At 74.0% G+C, this 17,361-nt stretch carries 10 protein-coding genes; 5 read left to right on the forward strand and 5 right to left on the reverse strand.

The genetic code is table 11. The annotated features are described in order from the left end of the window. Window positions 1-129: 129 nt before the first annotated feature. The 5 genes from AP234_RS36165 (at window position 130) to AP234_RS12510 (ending at window position 12,102) form a co-directional block, all read left to right on the forward strand. Window positions 130-3,129 carry an AMP-binding protein gene (locus AP234_RS36165; protein ID WP_160330424.1) on the forward strand — a complete coding sequence of 1,000 codons (3,000 nt, stop codon included), beginning with the start codon at window positions 130-132 and terminating at the stop codon, window positions 3,127-3,129. After that, the gene (locus AP234_RS12495) at window positions 3,129-3,893 is read left to right on the forward strand and encodes a thioesterase domain-containing protein (RefSeq protein ID WP_055479798.1); all 765 of its coding nucleotides are present in this window, start codon (window positions 3,129-3,131) and stop codon (window positions 3,891-3,893) included. Before AP234_RS36165 ends, AP234_RS12495 begins: the two co-directional genes overlap by 1 nt. A 303-nt stretch (window positions 3,894-4,196) precedes the next feature. Next, window positions 4,197-7,505: a non-ribosomal peptide synthetase gene (locus AP234_RS12500; protein ID WP_055479799.1), complete on the forward strand. Its 3,309-nt coding sequence runs from the start codon at window positions 4,197-4,199 to the stop codon at window positions 7,503-7,505. Continuing rightward, window positions 7,502-8,326: a thioesterase domain-containing protein gene (locus tag AP234_RS12505; protein ID WP_055479800.1), complete on the forward strand. Its 825-nt coding sequence runs from the start codon at window positions 7,502-7,504 to the stop codon at window positions 8,324-8,326. Before AP234_RS12500 ends, AP234_RS12505 begins: the two co-directional genes overlap by 4 nt. Further along, the gene (locus tag AP234_RS12510; protein WP_055479801.1) at window positions 8,323-12,102 is read left to right on the forward strand and encodes an SDR family NAD(P)-dependent oxidoreductase; all 3,780 of its coding nucleotides are present in this window, start codon (window positions 8,323-8,325) and stop codon (window positions 12,100-12,102) included. Before AP234_RS12505 ends, AP234_RS12510 begins: the two co-directional genes overlap by 4 nt. Before the next feature lie 83 nt (window positions 12,103-12,185). Here the strand turns inward: AP234_RS12510 and AP234_RS12515 are convergent, their stop codons facing one another. The 5 genes from AP234_RS12515 to AP234_RS12535 all read right to left on the reverse strand — a co-directional run bounded on the left by AP234_RS12515 (window position 12,186) and on the right by AP234_RS12535 (window position 17,103). Beyond that, the gene (locus AP234_RS12515) at window positions 12,186-13,373 is read right to left on the reverse strand and encodes an acyltransferase family protein (protein WP_055479802.1); all 1,188 of its coding nucleotides are present in this window, start codon (window positions 13,371-13,373) and stop codon (window positions 12,186-12,188) included. Window positions 13,374-13,430: 57 nt separating this feature from the next. Continuing rightward, entirely contained in the window at window positions 13,431-13,703 is a 273-nt protein-coding gene (locus AP234_RS12520; RefSeq protein ID WP_160330425.1) for an acyl carrier protein, read from the reverse strand. A 101-nt stretch (window positions 13,704-13,804) separates the two neighbouring features. Continuing rightward, on the reverse strand, window positions 13,805-14,824 hold the full coding sequence (locus AP234_RS36170; protein ID WP_152990385.1) for a transketolase C-terminal domain-containing protein: 1,020 nt from the start codon (window positions 14,822-14,824) through the stop codon (window positions 13,805-13,807). Then, complete coding sequence (locus tag AP234_RS36175) at window positions 14,821-15,702, reverse strand: transketolase (protein WP_235558138.1); 882 nt, start codon at window positions 15,700-15,702, stop codon at window positions 14,821-14,823. Before AP234_RS36175 ends, AP234_RS36170 begins: the two co-directional genes overlap by 4 nt. 45 nt (window positions 15,703-15,747) lie before the next feature. Then, window positions 15,748-17,103, reverse strand: coding sequence for a DegT/DnrJ/EryC1/StrS family aminotransferase (locus tag AP234_RS12535; RefSeq protein WP_235558139.1), 1,356 nt, complete (start codon window positions 17,101-17,103; stop codon window positions 15,748-15,750). Window positions 17,104-17,361: the final 258 nt, after the last annotated feature.

Genomic DNA, 17,361 nt, shown 5'->3' on the forward strand with positions numbered 1-17,361 from the left:
AGTGCCTTCTCGGCAGAGAGGCTGTACCGTGACATGTGGTGTGTTGAGGAAACCCCGCAGACGCACGCGCGCATCCACAACGGAACACGTACCGCTCGCACCGGCTTCCCCGCAGAGGAGTCACAGGGCATGACCTCACCATCGACCCGTCTACCGGCCATCCACGAGGCGAGCACGGATTCGACCCTGGTCTCCCGTGTCGAGGAGTTCGCCCGCACCACCCCGCGGGCGCCGGCGGTCGCACACGGCGACCGGGAGCTGACCTATGAAGAGCTGAACCGGCAGGCGAACCACCTCGCCATGCGGCTGACCGGATCGGGCGTGACGCGCGGCGACATCGTCGCGATGTACCTGGGCCGCTCGATCGAATGGGTGGTCGGCATGCTCGGCTGCCTGAAGGCCGGCGGCGTCGCCATGCCGCTGGATCCGGCGGCCCCGGCCGAGCGCTTCCGCCGGGCGATCGAGGCCGGGCGGCCCGCCGCGGTCGTCACCGCGGCCCCCGGCCGCGGCATCGGGCGCCCCATGCCGTCCGTGCCCCGCGGGCTGCCCGTGGTGGCGCTCGACGGCGTCGCCGTCTCCGAGGGCGACGTGCCCGACCCCCGTCCGGCGCCGCGCCGGGAGGAACTCGCCTACGCCATGTACACCTCGGGTTCCTCGGGGGCGGCGAAGATCGTTCTGGCCCAGCACTCCTGGCTCGCGCTCAGCGCCGCACGCAGCGCCGCGATCAACGCCACCACGGGCGACGACCGCGGCTCCTGGCTCGGCGCGGCCGGCGCGGGAATCGCGCTGCACGAGGTCAGCGGCCTGCTCTGGCAGGGCGCGCACGTCGTGATCGGCGACCACGACGTGTACGCCGACCCGCGGGCGCTGCGGGACTGGGTGGTGGCCGAGCGGATCACGCAGTGCTTCGTGGTCGCCCCGGTCGCCGAGGTCCTGCAGAACCTGCCCTGGCCGCGCGACTGCGCCCTGCGGCTGCTCACCGTGGGCGGCCAACGGCTGAACCGGTGGGGGCCGGCGGACCTGCCGTTCGAGGTCGCCATCTCCTACGGCAGCCTGGAGGCGTTCCAGATCGCCAACTCCTGCCACCCCTGGCATCGGCGGTGCACCCCCGCCACGGCGACCGACGCCGACCGCGAGGCCGCTCCGCCGGTGGGCCGCCCGATCGACGGGGTCACCGTCCACCTGCTGGAGGAGGACGGCCTGACCCCGGCAGCGGACGGCATCGGCGAGATGTGGATCGATTCCGACTGCCTGAGCCTGGGGTATCTCGGGGATCCGGCGCAGACGGCGGACCGGTTCCGGCCCAACCCGTTCGGCCGTCCCGGCAGCCGGATCTATCGCTCCGGCGACGCCGGCCGGTTCCGCCCGGACGGCGTCCTCGAGCACCACGGCCGGATCGACGACATCGTGAAGATCCGCGGCCACCGGGTCGAACTGGGCGACGTCGAGTGGGTGCTCGGCCGGCACCCGGACGTCGGCCAGGTGGCGGTGGTCGCGACGACGGACGGCGACCAACGCCGGCTGGTGGCCTGTTTCGTCGGGACGCGGGACATCGCGCCGCTGGAGTTGCGCAACCACGCGGTGGAACGGCTGCCCGACTGGATGGTCCCGGTCGCCTACGTGCAGATGGACGAGCTTCCGCTGAACACCTCGAACAAGGTCGACCGCCGCCGGCTGCCGCCGGCCGACTGGACCCGCTGGCGACCGGCGAGCACGTGGCGGGCGCCGGCGTCGGGGACGGAGACCATGCTGGCCCGGCTGTTCGCCGACCTGCTGCGGGTGGACCGGGTCGGCGCGGACGACCACTTCGTCGAACTCGGCGGAGATTCCCTGCAGATGGCCCAGTTACAGGGCGCCATCGAGCAGGAGACCGGCCGCTGGATCGAGCTGCCCGACCTGATGGCCGACCCGACCGTCAGCGGCCTGGCGAAGCTGCTCCACGACGCGACCACGACCCCCTCCGCCGCGGTCCGCACGCCGCACCTGTGGCCGCCGGGCCCCGCCGATCGGCGACAGGACCGCCACGGGAACGCCACGGATGACACACTGAGTCACGAACCTACTACGGAGGCGGGTATGACCGTTGACGCTGAGACGATCGGCGATGCGACGGACGCGTCAGGGACGGCGCCGCCGCCCACCCTGCTGATCGACTTGGCGACCGGCATGTGGCGGACGCACACCCTGACGGCGGCGATCGAGACCGGGATGTTCCAGGCCCTGGCCACGGGCGCGGCGACGGCGCGGGAACTGGCCGACCGCCTCGGCGTCGCCGAGCGTCCGGCCGAGATCCTGCTGACCGCGTGCGCCGCGCTGGGACTGCTGGAGCAGCAGGACGGGCGCTACCGCAACAGTGCCGTGGCCGATCACTATCTGGTGCCCGGCAGGCCCGACTACTTCGGCGACTACGTGCTGATGGTGGCCAAGCACACCGCGCCGGGGTGGACGCGCGCGGCCGAGGCGGTGCGGGCCGACGCGCCGAGCAGGCCGGTGCGCGATCCGAACCGGACCATATTCGAGGAGGGCAACACCCCGGACTACTTCTGGGACGCGCTGTGGGCGTACTCCACCCTCACCGCCCGCCGGATGGCCGAGGCCGTGGACCTGTCCGGCGTGGGCCGGATCCTCGACGTCGGAGGCGGGTCGGGGGCGACCCTGATCGCGCTGTGCCGGCACTACCCGCACCTGCGCGCGACCCTGCTCGATCTGCCGCACGTGTGCGGCATCGCGCGGAAACGCATCGACGCCGCCGGGATGTCCGGACGGATCTCCACCGCGTCGGCGAACTTCTTCACCGATCCGCTGCCGGCCGGGCACGATGCCGTACTGCTATCGATGATCATGCACGACTGGGACGAGGCCAGGAACCGGAGGCTCCTCGCCGCCTGCATGGACGCGCTGCCGTCCGGCGGCCTCGTGGTGATCAGCGAGCTGCTGGTCGCCGACGACAAGTCCGGCCCGGTGGACGCGGCCCTGATGAGCATGAACATGCTGGTCGGCACCCTGGGGCGCAACTACACCGCGGCGGAGTACACCGGGTGGCTGCGCGACGCCGGCTGCGCCCGGGTGCGCACGGTCCGCTTCGACGCGCCCGGGGCCAACGGCGTGGTGATCGGAGAGAAGGCGTGATGGATCCGCGGCAGCGGCGCTGGTTCCTGCGTGAGCCGTCTCCCGACGCGCCGATGTCGCTGCTCTGCATGCCGTACTCCGGCTGCGGTGCGTCCATGTACCGGGCCTGGCCGTCCACCATCGGCGCGGCCGAGGTGGTCCCGCTGCAACTGCCCTTCCGCGAGAACCGGTCGCGAGAGCCGCACTTCGGCACCTACCAGCAGCTGGCCGCGGCCCTGCTGGACGACGTCGGGGACCTGGTCACGGCTCGCCCGTACGCGCTGTTCGGGCACTGCGGCGGCGCGCTCCCGGCGTTCGAGCTGGTGGTCGAGATCGCGGAACGCGGCCTGCCCGCGCCGGACAGGTACTTCGTGTCCAGCCAGGTGGCGCCGCAGGACGGTCCCTGGGGACGCTTTCTCGGCCTGAGCGAACAGGGTCTGCGCGACGAGATCGCCGGGCTGCTCACCGAGATGGGCGCCGCGGATTCCGCCGGCGAACTGGTCGACCTCTTCATCGACGTGATGGAGGCCGATCTGGAGGCCAACCGGAAGTACCGGCGCCCCGCCGGCTCCGTGCCCTGCCCGATCACCGCGCTGGGCTGGAGCGACGACGTCGAGGTGCCGCACACCCTGATGGGCGGCTGGCAGGTCTGGGCCGACACCGAGAAGGAGGTCCTGCCGGGGACGCACTACAGCTTCCTGAAGGCGCCTCCGGAGCTGCTCGAGGTGCTGGCGCGCCGGCTCAGCCTCGGATCCGTCGCCCGCGCGCCGGAACCGGCCGACTGAGCGCGTCCGGCGGCCGCCGCCCGGGGCTGTCGCACGGCCGCTGAGGATCGCGCCGGTGGGGTGTCGCTGCCGGACGCGGGTCGCGAAGGCCGGCCCGCGGTCGGCCGGTCGCCCGTGCGCGGCCGCAGGGGCTTCCGTGCAGTGTTCATCGAGTCGACGGTCGTCTATCTGCGTACTGTTCCGTGGTCGATTTGAATAGTGTGTTGACTTCGGGACGTCTGTTCGCTTAAGGCTGTATTTATCTGCACTTTGCGCGAAGGCTGTATCTGACCGTAGTGAGTTGCCGACCGGGAGGACCGTCGCATGGGTCACCAGAGCGAGTTGCTTCGCCGGCTGCGCCGGCTCCCAGGGGAGCGCAGGGACGAGTTACTGGCCCGGCTGGCGGGCGTCTCCTCCGGGGCCCGATCCGCACCGTTGTCATACCGGCAGGAACAGCTCTGGCTGTTCGACCGGCTCGCCCCCAGCAGCCTGGCGTACGGGCTCGGCTTCGTCTTCCCGATCGAGGGCCCGCTCGAACCCGACACGCTGCGCGCGGCGCTGACGGACCTGCTGCGGCGCCACACGGTGCTGCGCTCGACCTTCCCCGACGAGGATCCGCGCGGCGTCCAGCAGGTGCAGCATGTACCGGAGATACGTCTGCCGGTGGAGGACGTCCCCGACGGGCGGCTGCGTCCACGCGCCGAGGAGGTGGTGCAGGACGAACTGCGCCGCGGCCTGCAGCTCAACACGGGCCCGGTGGCCCGGTTCCGGCTGCTGCGCGCCGCCCCCGACCGGCACCTGCTGGTCCTGGTCAGCCACTACATCGTGCTGGACCCGCGCTCGGCACGGGTGCTCCAGCGCGATCTGGCCTTCGCGTACCGGGCCAGGGCGGCGGGCGAGGCCCCGCGGTGGCCGCAGGAGGCGGTCGACCACGGCGCCTACGCGGGCTGGCAACGGGACTGGTGCGGGCAGGACGCCGCACGCGAGGCCACGGAATACTGGCGCGGCGCCCTGGCCGGCTGGGAGGCCACCGAACTGCCCACCGACGGCCGCCGCCCGCGGCTGCTCGACCTGAGCAGCGACGTGGTCTCCGCGCCGATGCCGCCAGAACTGGTCGCTGCCGCCGACTCCCTCGCCGGGGCGGCGCACGCGGACCGGGACGACGTCCTGCTGGCCGCCCTGCTCGTGGTGATCGCCAGGCACACCGCCCGGGGCGACCTCACGATCGGGCTGCCGGTCGACGTCACCGGCCCGTTCGACGTGGACCGGCTGGTCGGCGACTGCGGCAATCTGATGCCGCTGCGGGTCGAGCTGGACGAGGCGGACGCCTTCGCCGCCGTGGTCTCCCGGGTGCGCGCCGCCCGGCTGGCCGGCGCCGAGCACGCCGCCCTGCCGTTCAAACTGATCCTGGACGCGCTCGGGGTGGAGCCGGACCCCGGACGGCTGCCCCTGGTGCAGATCGGCTTCATCGGCACCGGCGAGCCGGCCGGGACGGTCGAGGCGGACGGGGTGCGGATCGGGTGCGAGCAGGTCGACGCCGGTGCCGGGGCGTTCGAGCTGGCCGTCGAGGTCGGCGGCGGCGAACGGCCCACCGTTGCGGTGCGGTTCGCCGCCGCCCTCTACGGCAGGGCCACGGCCGCCCGCCTGCTGGATCGCTACCTGCGAACCCTGGGCGATCTCTGCGCGCGGCCGGAGCGGCCGCTGGGCGACGCCTCGCTGGGCACCCCACAGGAGCTCGCCGACGTGCTCGAACGGTGGAACGCGCCGATCGGCGAGCCGGTCGCCGCGCCGGTGCACGAGCTGTTCGCCGAGGTCGCCGCCGCCGACCCCGGCCACACCGCACTGGTCTGGCAGGACGGCAGCCTGAGCTACGGCGAGCTGGACGCCTGGTCGCGGCGCATCGCCGACCGGCTCGTCGCCGCCGGTGTCGGGCTCGGCCATCTCGTACCGGTGGTGATGGAGCGCGGCCCGGCGCTGATCGCCGGCGCGCTCGGCGTGCTGCGGGCCGGAGCCGCCTACGTTCCGCTGGACATCGCTCAGCCCGACGAGCGGCTGGCGATGATCCTGCAGGACACCGAGGCGAAGACCGTCGTGGTCTCCCCGGCGACCGCCGAGCGGGTGCCGCTGCCGCAGCGGGTGGTCGTCGGCCCCGGGCCGGAGGACGGGCCGCCCGACGTGCCGGGCCATGTCCCGGCCGTGGTTCCGCCCGCGTCCGCCGCGTACGTGATCTACACGTCCGGTTCGACCGGCAGGCCCAAGGGCGTGGTGGTCGAGCACCGCAACGTGACCAACTTCGTCCGCACCGTGCGGGAGATGTTCGACCTCGGCCCGCGGGATCGCGTCCTGCACTTCGCCTCACCCGGCTTCGACGTCTCGGTGTTCGAGATCTTCGGCACGCTGCTCAGCGGCGCCGTGCTGTACGTGATGAGCGAGGATCAACGCCGGTCGGTCGACGAGCTCGACGCCGTACTGCGCGAGCAGCGGATCACCGTGATCGACCTGCCGCCGGCCGTCATGGAACTGCTCGCCCCCGAGAGGTATCCCGACCTGCGGGTGGCGTTCGTGGGCGGCGAGGCGTTCACCGGCGAGCTGACCACCCGGTGGGCCCGCGGATGCGCGTTCTGGAACGGCTACGGCCCGACCGAGACGACGGTGACCGTGGTGGCCAAGCAATGCGAGGGCGAGTGGACCTCGTCGCCGCCCATCGGCCGGGCGATGGCCAACCATCGCGCCTACGTCGTGGACGCCGCCGGGGCGGGCGCGCTGCCGCCCGGCGCGATCGGCGAGCTCGCCGTCGCCGGACTCGGGGTGGCCCGCGGGTACCTGGGCCGGCCCGACCTGACCGCCGACCGGTTCCGGCCCGACCCGGACGGACCGCCCGGGTCGCGCCGCTATCTCACCGGTGACCTGGCGGTCTGGGACGACGCGGGGGACCTGTGCTTCGTCGGCCGGGCCGACCGGCAGGTGAAGGTCCGCGGCGTGCGGATCGAGCTGGGCGAGGTCGAGGCCGCGCTGCAGGCCGTGGACGATGTCGCCCAGGCGGTGGCGGCCGTCGTCACCGATCCGCGGACCGGCGTCATGCTGATCGCCTACGTGGTGCCCGAGCGCCCCGGCGAGCTGCAGCTGGACTCCGTACGCTCCGCGGTGGCCGGGCGGCTCCCGGCCGCGATGGTGCCATCGGTGCTGGTGCCGATCGAGGCCGTCCCGCTCACCCCGAGCGGCAAGATCGACCGGCGCCGGCTGCCCGCCGTGGAGTTCGCGGTCGACGAGCTCACCGATGCCGACGAGGAGAACAGCACGCCCACCGAGCGCGTCATGCGCGCGGAGGTGTTCGCCCCGCTGCTGGGCGCCCGGATCGGCAACGACGTGAACTTCTTCGCCGCCGGCGGCACCAGCCTGCAGGCCATCCAGCTGTCCTCCCGGGTCAACGCGGTGTTCGGGGTGGCGCCGTCGATCGCCGACTTCTTCGCCGACCCCACGGTGTCCGGCCTGGCCGCGCTGGTCGACGCGGAGAAGTCCAGGCGGGAGTCGCAGCAGGACGCGCTGGCCGAGGCACTCGAGCTGGTGGAGGGGCGCAGCGACGCCGAGATCGCCGAACTCGCCGCGGAACTGGAGGGGAGGAGATCACGATGAGCACGGTCGCCGCCTCGGGCGCGCCCGCCGAGATCGGACCGGTCGGCTACGCCACGGACTCGCTCTGGGTACGCCGGGTGCCCCGGCCCGGCGCCGTGATCCGGCTGATCTGCCTGCCGTTCGCCGGTGGCGGCGCGTCGGTGTACCGGCGGATGGCGGCGCTGCTGCCGCCCTGGGTGGAGCTCCTGGCGGTCCAGCTCCCGGGACGCGAGGACCGGTCGGGGGAGGCCCCGCCGACCGACATCGCCCGGCTGGTCACCGCGTGCGCCATCGCCCTGCGCCCGTACACCACCGTGCCCTACGCGTTGTACGGGCACTGCGCCGGCGGGTTGCTGGCCTTCGAGATCGCGCACGAGATGGGCGGCCGGTTCGGGACCTGGCCACGGCGGCTGATCGTCGCGGAGCAGCCGGCTCCGCAGGCGGCGCCACCGGCCGAGCCGCTGCACCTGCTGCCGGACGAGCGGTTGCTCGCCGCCGTGCGCGGGCGCGGCGGGCTGCCCGACGCGGTGGCGCGCCACGCGGAGCTTCAGGAGTTCCTGCTGCCGCTGCTGCGCGGCGAGTTCGCGCTCTGGGAGAACTACCGGCACCGGCGCCGCCCGCCGCTGCCGGTTCCGATCACCACGATCCGCGCGCTCTCCGGCCTGGCGGACGAGACGGGCATGGCCGGCTGGGCCGAGCAGACCAGCGCCGGTCACACCGGTGTGAGCGTCGAGGGAGGTCACTACTTCGTCCTCGATCTGACCGCGGCGGCGGCCCGGCGGATCGGCGAGCAGCTTTCCGCCGGCGCTCCGGCGGCCCAGGACGGGAGGACACCCGCATGAGCACGGTCACCGCAGGCCCCGTTCCCGCACTCGCCACGGCGCCGATCCCTCCGGACGCCATCGCCAGGATCGCGGCCGGCACGGCGGGCGTGCAGGACGCCGCCGCCGTGTACGACCGCAAGCTGCGCTCCCGCGGCTCGCGGCGAGCGGCGGCCGGGCGGCACGCCGGCGACGTCCCGGCGGGCACCGAGATCCCGGCCGACCGGCCGGCGCTGACGCGCGGGCCGGAACCGGTGCCACCCGCGGACGCGGTGGCGACGTTGCCGCAGGCGCTGGCCAGGGCCGCACGGGTGGCCCCGGACCGCGGCACCACCTATGTGCTGCCGGACGGCGGCACCGACCGGCAGACGTACGCCGAACTGTACGACGAGGCCCGCAGGATGCTGGGCGGGCTGCGCCGGCACGGCCTGGTCCCCGGCGACGCCGTCCTGCTGCAGTGCGCCGACAACCGGACCTTCGTCACCGCCTGGTGGGCCTGCGTGCTCGGCGGATTCCTGCCGACCCCGGTCGCCCCCGCGCGGGAGTACGCCACCGACAACTCGGGCGTGCGCAAGCTGGTGTCGGCCTGGGAACTGCTGGACCGTCCGCCGGTGATCGCCGATGCCGGGCCGCTCGACGGGGTGCGCTCGCTGGCCGGTCGGCTGCCCGGCGGTGCGGCGCTGCGCGTGCTGGACGCCGGCACGCTGTCCGACCCGGAACCCGCCGACTGGCACGTCCCCGACCCCGAGGACCTGATCGTCAACCTGCTCACCTCCGGCAGCACCGGCACGCCCAAATGCGTGCAGCACCGCCATCGCACCATCGTCGCCAGGACCTACGCGGCGATCGAGGCGAACGACTTCACCGAGCACGAGATCTCCCTGAACTGGATGCCGCTGGACCACGTCGGCGGCATGATCATGTTCAATCTGCGGGACGTGTTCCTCACCTGCGAGCACGTCAATGTGCCGACCGAGTCGGTGATCCGCCGTCCGCTGCTGTGGCTGGACTGCGTGGACCGGTTCCGGGCCACCTGCACGTGGGCGCCGAACTTCGCGTTCTCGCTGGTGTGCCGGCGGGCCGAGGAGCTCGCCGCCGGCTCCTGGGACCTGAGCAGCCTGACCAACATCTGCAACGCCGGCGAGGCCGTGGTCGCCCGCACGGCCCGCCGCTTCCTGGAACTGCTCGCCCCGCACGGGCTCCCGGCCGACGCCATGGTGCCCTGCTGGGGGATGTCGGAGACCTCCTCGGGCGTCACCTACGCCCGCATGCACCGTGACGACCCGGCGGCGGGCACCATCACGCTGGAGCCCGCCTCGCTCGACGGCGTGCTGCGGGAGTTGCCGGCCGGCACCCCCGGCGCCGTGGTGGTGACCGAGGTCGGCGCGCCGGTGCCCGGGGTGGCGCTGCGCATCGTGGACCCGCACGGGAACGTGCTGCCAGAGGGCCGGGTCGGCCGGTTGCACGTGTCCGGCCGGACCGTGCAGAACGGATACGTCCACAACGAACGGGCCAACCGGGAGAGCTTCACCGCGGACGGCTGGTTCGACACCGGGGACCTCGGATTCCTCCGGGACGGCCGGTTGTTCCTCACCGGGCGGCAGAAGAACACCGTCATCGTCAACGGGGCCAACTTCCCCGCGCACGAGATCGAGGCGGTGGTCGAGCAGGTCCCCGGTGTACGGCCGGCCTGCTCGGCGGTGGCCGGGGTGCCCGACGAGGACGCCGGCACCGACGCCCTGGTGGTGTTCTTCGTACCCGGCACCGATGACGTGCCCGCCGTGGTGGCGGCAATCCGCACGGCCCTGGCCCGCGACCTGGCCCTGCGCGCGACCTACCTGGTGCCGGTGACGGAGCGGGAGTTCCCGAGGCAGCAGGGCGGGAAGGTCCAGCGTGAGCGGCTGCTCGAAGGCTGGCGCGCCGGTCGGTTCGACGACCGGTGCTACGGCGGGGAGGCGGACGACGCCGCCCCGGACGTCGCCCCCGACGGGACCGGCGTCGCGGCGCTCGCGACCGGCTGGGAGCCGGCCGGGACGCCGCTGCGGCAGCGACCGGCCGGTCCGCTGGTGGCCTGCGTGCACGGTCCGGCGGCGGGCTGGCCGGACCGGGTGGCCGACGCCAGGGTCGCGGCCGACGCCGACCCCGCGCTGCTCGCCCGGTCCCTTGAGCGGGCGCTGGACACGGCCGGCGACCACGTGCCGCAGGTGCTGTTCGTGGCCACCGGCGATCCCGCGACCGCCCCTGCCGACGGGGACGCCGATGTCCTGGCGCGGTTCCTCGCCGTGGCCGCGGCCGTGGCCAGGATCCGGCCGGATGCCGAGCTCACCGTGCTCACCACGGGCGCCGTGCACGCCGCCCCCGGCGACCGGGTCGTACCCGGCCGGGCCGGGCTGACCGCCCTGGTGCGCACCGCACGCGCCGAGCGCCTGGTCGCCCGCTGCATGCTGATAGACGCCCCGCCCGGCGCAGGGGAGGACGAGCTGTCCGCGCTGGCGAGCCGGAGACATGACGACGATGTGGTCGCCGTGCGGGACGGCGCCCCGCTGCGGCAGCGGCTGCGCGCCGTGCCGCTGCCGGAGGCGTTCGACGTGCCCGCCGGCGCGCTGCCGCGTGGCGGCACCTGCCTGCTCACCGGAGGCCTGGGCGGCCTGGGGCGGACCGTGGCCGAGCACCTGGTGACCGCGCACGGGGTCCGGCTGCTGATCGTCGGGCGCACCCCCGCGGCGTCGCTGGACGCGGAGGCCCGGCGGGAGCTGGAGATCCTGAGCACGGTAGGCGAGGTCATGTACCGGCAGGCCGACGTGGCCGACCCGGAGGCGCTGGCCCGTGAGGTGGCCGGGGCGGAGGCGCGCTGGGGCCGTACGCTCGACCTGGTGCTGCACCTGGCGGGCGCTCCCGTCGCGGCGCAGTGGGAGCGGCTGTCGGAGCACGAGCTGCGGTCGGAGTCCGCGGACTGGCTGGACCGGATGCTGCGGCCCAAGGCCGGCGGCTGCGCGGCCATCGACCGGCTGCTCGCCACCCGGCCCGACACCGCGGTCGTGGTGTTCTCGTCCGTGAACGGAACGTTCGGCGGCACCGGCTTCGGAGCCTACGCAGCGGCGAACGCGGTGCTGGACGGCTGGGCACAGCGCTGGTCCGCGGCCGGGCGGCGGGCGCAGAGCCTGGCCTGGAGCATGTGGGACGGGCCGGGGATGAACCAGGGCAGCCCCCTGGTGGCGGCCGCCCGGCATCGCGGGCTGACCCTGATCGATCCGGCGCTGGGCATGCTGGCGCTGCTCCGCGCCCTGCACGTGGGAGCGGTGCACCTGCTGATCGGCGCGGATCCGGCGAACGAGCAGATCAAGCCGTTCCTGGCGGCTGACCAGCTGCGTGGTGGCACGATCGCGGTGGCGGTGGTGCCCGAGCCCGGTGCGGACCCGCAGCGGGTGCGGGCGGCGGTGGCGGCCAGGCTCGCCGGCCACGGCATCTTCGCCCGGGTGGCGGTGACCTCGCGGATCGAGCGCGACCGCGGCGGCGCCCCCGACCCCGCTGCGGTGCTGGCCGTCCTCGGCGCCGACCGTGCCGGCTACGCGGCGCCGGAGGGGCGGCTGGAGGAGATGGTGGCCGGCGTCGTGGCGGACGTGCTCGGAGTGCCCAGGATCGGCCGGGAGGACTCGTTCTTCGGCCTCGGGCTGGACTCGGTGCGTGCGGTGCAACTCTCGGAGGCGCTCAGCGAGCGCCTCGGCGGGCGGGTCGGCGTGGGCTCGATCTACGAGTCGCCGACGGTGCGCACGCTGGCGGCCGGCATCGCGGGCTGAACGCGGCCGGCGCGTCTCAGACGTGACGTGGTCCTCCCGGACCGGATCTGCGGCCGGAAGGACCACGCTCTCTCGCCTGAAGGTCAGGTCGCGACGGGTACGTCCTGACGAGGTCTGGCGGGACGACTCCACCGGCGCATCACGGGCCGTTCCACCAGCGTGTACAGCAGCCAGGCCAGCACCAGGCTGGCGGCGATCGTCAGCCCGGCCAGCGTGAGCACCATCGGCCACGTCGAGGTCGTCGCCGGATCCCCGCCCCAGGTCGGGGAGGTGCGGCCGATCCAGCCGTAGGCCACGACCAGCCAGTGCACCAGGTAAAGCGCGTAGGAGATCTCGCCCAGGAACACCATCGTCCGCCCGCCGAACACGCTGCCGCGGCCGACGGCGTCGGCGTTGGCGGCAGCCCCGATCAGGAGGGCGAGCGGAACGGCCGTGACCACCACGAAGCCGAAACGCAGCGGGACGACGCCCTGCGCGAGCATCGCGATCACCGGAAGGACGATCGCCACCGGCAGCGGCAGGCGGATCCACCGTCCGTTGATGACGATCTGCGCGACCACCATGCCCAGCACGAACTCCAGCATCCGCGCCGGCGGGAAGAACGTCATGAGCCACACGGGCAGCCAGGGCAGGCCGGTGCCCGGCTGGACCTCCCCGGTGGTCAGCAGCGCGCCGGCCACGAGGGGAACGGCCCAGATCGCGGCGTACGTCAGGGCGAACGACAACCACAGCCGCCCTGCCCGGATCTTCCGTACCAGCGGCAGCAACAGGGGGAAGGACAGGTAGAAGAGCACCTCGCAGGCCAGCGACCACGTCGGGGTGTTCGACCACAGGTTGTACTGGAGCTGCTGGTCCGGGATCCACGAGTGCACCAGGAACAGCGTCGTGGTCGTGTCGCGTGCCGACAGGGCATGGCCGGCGGTCGCCGCGAGCAGGCACGCGGCGACGAACGTCACCAGATGGCTCGGGTAGATCTTGAAGAACCGGCGCCGCCAGAACCGGGGCGCGGTGTCCGTGTCCCTGGCGACCCACGTCAGGACGAATCCGCTCAGAATGAAGAAGAACGACACCCCGACGGCACCGAATCCGTGGAAGAGCCCGATCAGGGGTATCTGGTCCGGGGCGACCCGCGGCAGCAGGTTGATCCCGATGTGGCAGAGCACGACCATGAACGCCGCGACGAAACGCAACCCGGTCAGGGAGGGCAACCTCTGACCGAGGCTCACCTGCGCCGGTGGCGCCGCCGCCTTGTTGAGAGCGGGTTCCTGCATCTGACTACCTCCAGCGACCGATGTGGTGACGGGAAAAGCGGGCCAGGGGCGGCATGCTCAGGCACCTCCGGCGGACTCGGTGGTGTCCGGGGCGAGCTCACCGGCCAGTTCGCGGATGACCGTGGACCGGTAGAAGTTCCGTACGGGCAGGCGCGTGCCCTGTTCCGCCTCGATCAGGTCGAGCACCTCTATGGCGGTCAGCGAGGTGCCGCCGAGGGCGAAGAAGTCGTCGTCGGGGGACGTCTCCTGCTTGAGCTTGAGGACTCGCCGGAAAACGCTCTGCACATAACGGATGCGGTCCTCGTCCTGGAACCGGGCCGCGTCGGCCATCGTCATCACCTCGTCATCGGGTCACCGGCACCGGGGGCGCCGGTCGGTCGTTGGGTTTCGCGGGCCCTGGGGTCCGCCTGTCCTGGCAGTGGGCGGCCGGTTCAGGGGGCCCGCGCGAGAAGCCCTCGTGCGGCGTCCACCACCGCGCCGGTGCTGACGCCATGTGCCTCGAGCGCGGTCCGCTGGTCGGCCACGCGGGTGCCCGGGCGGCCGCGTACGGCCACCCGGAGCAGCGGCACGGCCAGCTCGGCCGACACCACCTCGGCGACCGCGTCGCCCAGGCCGCCCTGCGGGCGGTGCTCCTCCACGGTCACGACTCCCGTGCGGCCGCGGCATCCGGCCAGGAGCCCGTCCCGGTCCACGGGGTGCAGCGTGTGCAGATCCAGGACCTGCGCACCGATCCCGTCGCCTGCCAGGACCTCGGCCGCCTCGAGCGCGAACAGCAGCGGCAGCGGGCCGGCGGCGACCAGCGTGACGTCCGCTCCTTCGCGTAGCACCCGGGCCCGGCCCAGCAGCAGGCCGGGCGCCGGACCGGGTGGCGCCGGCGTGGCAGAGCGGCCCAGCCGCAGGTAGCCGGGACCGGGCAGTTCGTGCAACTGGCCGACGGCTGCGCCGATCTGGCGCGCGTCTCCCGGGACGACGACGGCCAGGTCGGCCAGGACGCGGGTCACCGCCAGGTCCTCCAGGGCGAAGTGGCTGGTGCCGAAATGCGCGGCGGACACGCCGCCGTGCGTGGCGATCACCCGCACCGGCAGCCGGTTGCCGACCACGTCCAGCTTCAGGAACTCACCCGCGCGCATGGTGGCGAAGGCGGCCATCGTGTGCACGTACGGGATGAAGCCGCGCCGGGCCAGCCCGGCCGCCACCGTCATCAGGTTGGCCTCGGCGATCCCGACGTTGATGTAACGCTCGGGGAACCGCTCGCCGAAGGTGTTCTCCAGGCCGCCGGTGTCGGAGTCCAGGCAGATCACCCGCGGGTCGGCGGCGGCCAGTGTCAGCAGGGCCTCGCGGTAGGCGGCGCGCGGGTCGGGCCCGAGTGCCGCCTGCGTGTCCTGCTCCGCCGCCGGATCGGCCGCGTCAGGCGGGCCGGCGGCGTCCGCGGCGGCCGGGGCGCGGCTCACGACGCGCCGTCCGTCGCGAGCCGGCCGAGCGCCGCCAGGGCCCGGCGCACCAGAGCCGGCTTGAGCTTGGCGTAGTGCCCGGCCACCCGCCGCTCCAGGAACGGCACCCCCCGGCCCTTCACCGTCCGGGCGATCACCGCGACCGGACCGGACGGGGACGGCCGCAGGGCCTCGCGCAGCGCGGGCAGGTCGTGCCCGTCGACGCCGCGCACCTGCCAGCCGAAGGCGGCGAACTTGGCGTCGAGCGGTTCGAGCGCGACGCAGTCCTCGGTGGCGCCGGTGATCTGCAGTCCGTTGCGGTCCACCGCCGCGACGAGCCCGGGCAGCCCGCGGTGCCCCGCCAGCAGGGCGGCCTCCCAGACGCTGCCCTCCTGCAGCTCGCCGTCGCCCAGCAGGGTGTAGACGTGCCGGTCGCCGCCGCGCAGTCGCTCGGCCAGCGCGAGCCCCACCGACAGGCCGAGGCCGTGGCCGAGCGAGCCGGTGGCGAAGTCGACCCCCGGCAGGTCGTACGGCGGATGCCCGAACAGCCGGCTGCCGGGCCGGGCGTAGCCGTCCAGCTCGTCGGCCGGGATCAGGCCGAGCTGCGCCAGCGCGCTGTACAGCGCGGGCGCCGCGTGCCCTTTGCTGAGCACGAAGGAGTCGCCGGGGCGCAGCAGCTCGGCGTACAGGACGGCCACCAGGTCGGCACAGGACAGGCTGCCGCCGACGTGCGCGCCCTCCGGACCGCCGGCCATCCGGATCACATCCTGGCGGATGCGCTGAGCCATCGAGGCCGCGGACGGTGCGGGGGCACGGTCCTTCCGGGCCGGGGAGTCCGTGTCGACGGGCGCGTGCGGCCGGGGCGGGGGATGCGACGGGCCGGTGGTCGCCACCGCCATGTCGGGCTCCTTCCGGTGGGGGTCGATCCGGGTCACGGGGGCGGGTCAGCCGCGGCTCAGCGCCTCGCGCCAGCCGGGGGCCGGGCGGGAGCGGGCCATCCGGCGGATCAGGTCCAGGTGCCGCCATGCCTTCTCGAAACCGTCGGCGTACCGCCGCAGCAGCGGCCCCGCGGCCGGGTCGAGATGCCGGCGTTGCAGGCACAGCGACCCCTCGACGACGGCGACCGTCACCGGGAAGCGCTCGGCCACCTCCTCCAGCGCGACCGGCTCGGACGGCCCGGCCCGCCGGAACGCGGGATGCGCGGGCAGCGGGGCGACCTGATACTGGGAGACCGGCACGCCCTCGGCACGCAACACCCGGTGCAGGGCGGCCCGCAGACCGGCCCGATGCTCCGGGCCGAGGCCGAGCTCCTCCGGCTCGGGCATGAGGCGCAGGATGTGCCAGGCGTGGGTCCGCCCGGCCGGGATCCGCGGCACCCGCAGCCCGGGCAGCTGGGCCAGCCGATCCAGAAAGTCACGGATCCCCGGCTCCCGCAGGCGGGCGTTCTCGTCGAAGCGCGCCAGCTGGGATCGGGTGAACGCGGCGGCCACCGGTGCCATCCGGGCGTTGAGCGCGGTCCGGTGGGCGATGTAGCCGCGCGCGCCGGTCGGCTCCGACTCGCCGAAGTTGCGCAGCCGGACCAGCTGCTCGCGCAGATCGTCGTCGTCGGTGGTGATGAGCCCGCCCTCGCCACAGGTCGGCAAATTCTTGTTGGGATGCAGGCTGAAGCAGCCGGCCGCGCCGAGCCCGCCCACCCGGCGGCCGCCGAGCCGCGCCCCGTGCGCCTGGGCCGCGTCCTCCACGACCGGTACGCCCAGCCGGTCGGCCAGCTCGCCCAGCGCGGGCATGTCGGCCGGCAGGCCGTGCAGGTGCACCGGCAGCAGCGCCGCCGTACGCGGCCCGGCGGCCGCGGCGGCGGCCGCCGGATCCAGGGTGTAGGTGTCCGGTTCCACGTCGGCGAACACGGCGGTGCCGCCTGCGGCGTACACGGCGTGGGCCGTCGCGTTCATGGTCAGTGCCGGGACGATCACCTCGTCGCCGGGACCGATCCCGCGGCCGCGCAGGGCCAGGTGGAGGGCGGCGGTGCCGGAGGCGACGGCGACGCAGTGCCGGGTTCCGGTCGCCAGCGCCCATCCCTCCTCCAGCGCGACGACCTCCGTCTCCCCCGCTGTGGCCGCGTTCAGCTTTCCGCTGCGCAGCACCCGGAGCACGGCCTGCTCGTCCGCCGGGGTGACGATCGGCCAGCGGCCGCCCGGGGTGTCCCTCGGCACGGCCCGGGGCCCGCCGAGCAGGGCCAGGCCGCTTCCGCCGCCGACGCCGGTCACCGGCGTACGGAGCGTGGCGCGTGCGGGTTCACCCACCGAAGTCTCCACACTGTCGCCCCCGAGACGAGATCCGCCGCGATGTAGACTCTGCATAGTCGTCATCCCGGTGCCGGTGGGCCGGCGGGGCGACGCCGAAGGTGGGGACCACCCCCGCCGTGGGACCACGTAACTCGCTCATCACCGGCTGAGCCTCCCACCTGATCGCGCCATAAAAGCATGTGAAGCAGCCAAAACCGAGCACTGAGGCAGCCCCCGACGGGTTGCGATCGCTTCGGCCGTGTCCGCGATCGAGCA

This window comes from Sphaerimonospora mesophila, assembly GCF_001417795.1.
Lineage (GTDB): Bacteria > Actinomycetota > Actinomycetes > Streptosporangiales > Streptosporangiaceae > Sphaerimonospora > Sphaerimonospora mesophila.

Excerpts from the sequence above, each read along its gene's own strand:
- AP234_RS36165 (WP_160330424.1), top strand. The coding sequence starts at position 130 with ATGACCTCACCATCGACCCGTCTACCGGCCATCCACGAGGCGAGCACG.
- AP234_RS12495 (WP_055479798.1), top strand. The coding sequence starts at position 3,129 with ATGGATCCGCGGCAGCGGCGCTGGTTCCTGCGTGAGCCGTCTCCCGAC.
- AP234_RS12500 (WP_055479799.1), top strand. The coding sequence starts at position 4,197 with ATGGGTCACCAGAGCGAGTTGCTTCGCCGGCTGCGCCGGCTCCCAGGG.
- AP234_RS12505 (WP_055479800.1), top strand. The coding sequence starts at position 7,502 with ATGAGCACGGTCGCCGCCTCGGGCGCGCCCGCCGAGATCGGACCGGTC.
- AP234_RS12510 (WP_055479801.1), top strand. The coding sequence starts at position 8,323 with ATGAGCACGGTCACCGCAGGCCCCGTTCCCGCACTCGCCACGGCGCCG.
- AP234_RS12515 (WP_055479802.1), bottom strand. The coding sequence starts at position 13,373 with ATGCAGGAACCCGCTCTCAACAAGGCGGCGGCGCCACCGGCGCAGGTG.
- AP234_RS12520 (WP_160330425.1), bottom strand. The coding sequence starts at position 13,703 with ATGGCCGACGCGGCCCGGTTCCAGGACGAGGACCGCATCCGTTATGTG.
- AP234_RS36175 (WP_235558138.1), bottom strand. The coding sequence starts at position 15,702 with ATGGCGGTGGCGACCACCGGCCCGTCGCATCCCCCGCCCCGGCCGCAC.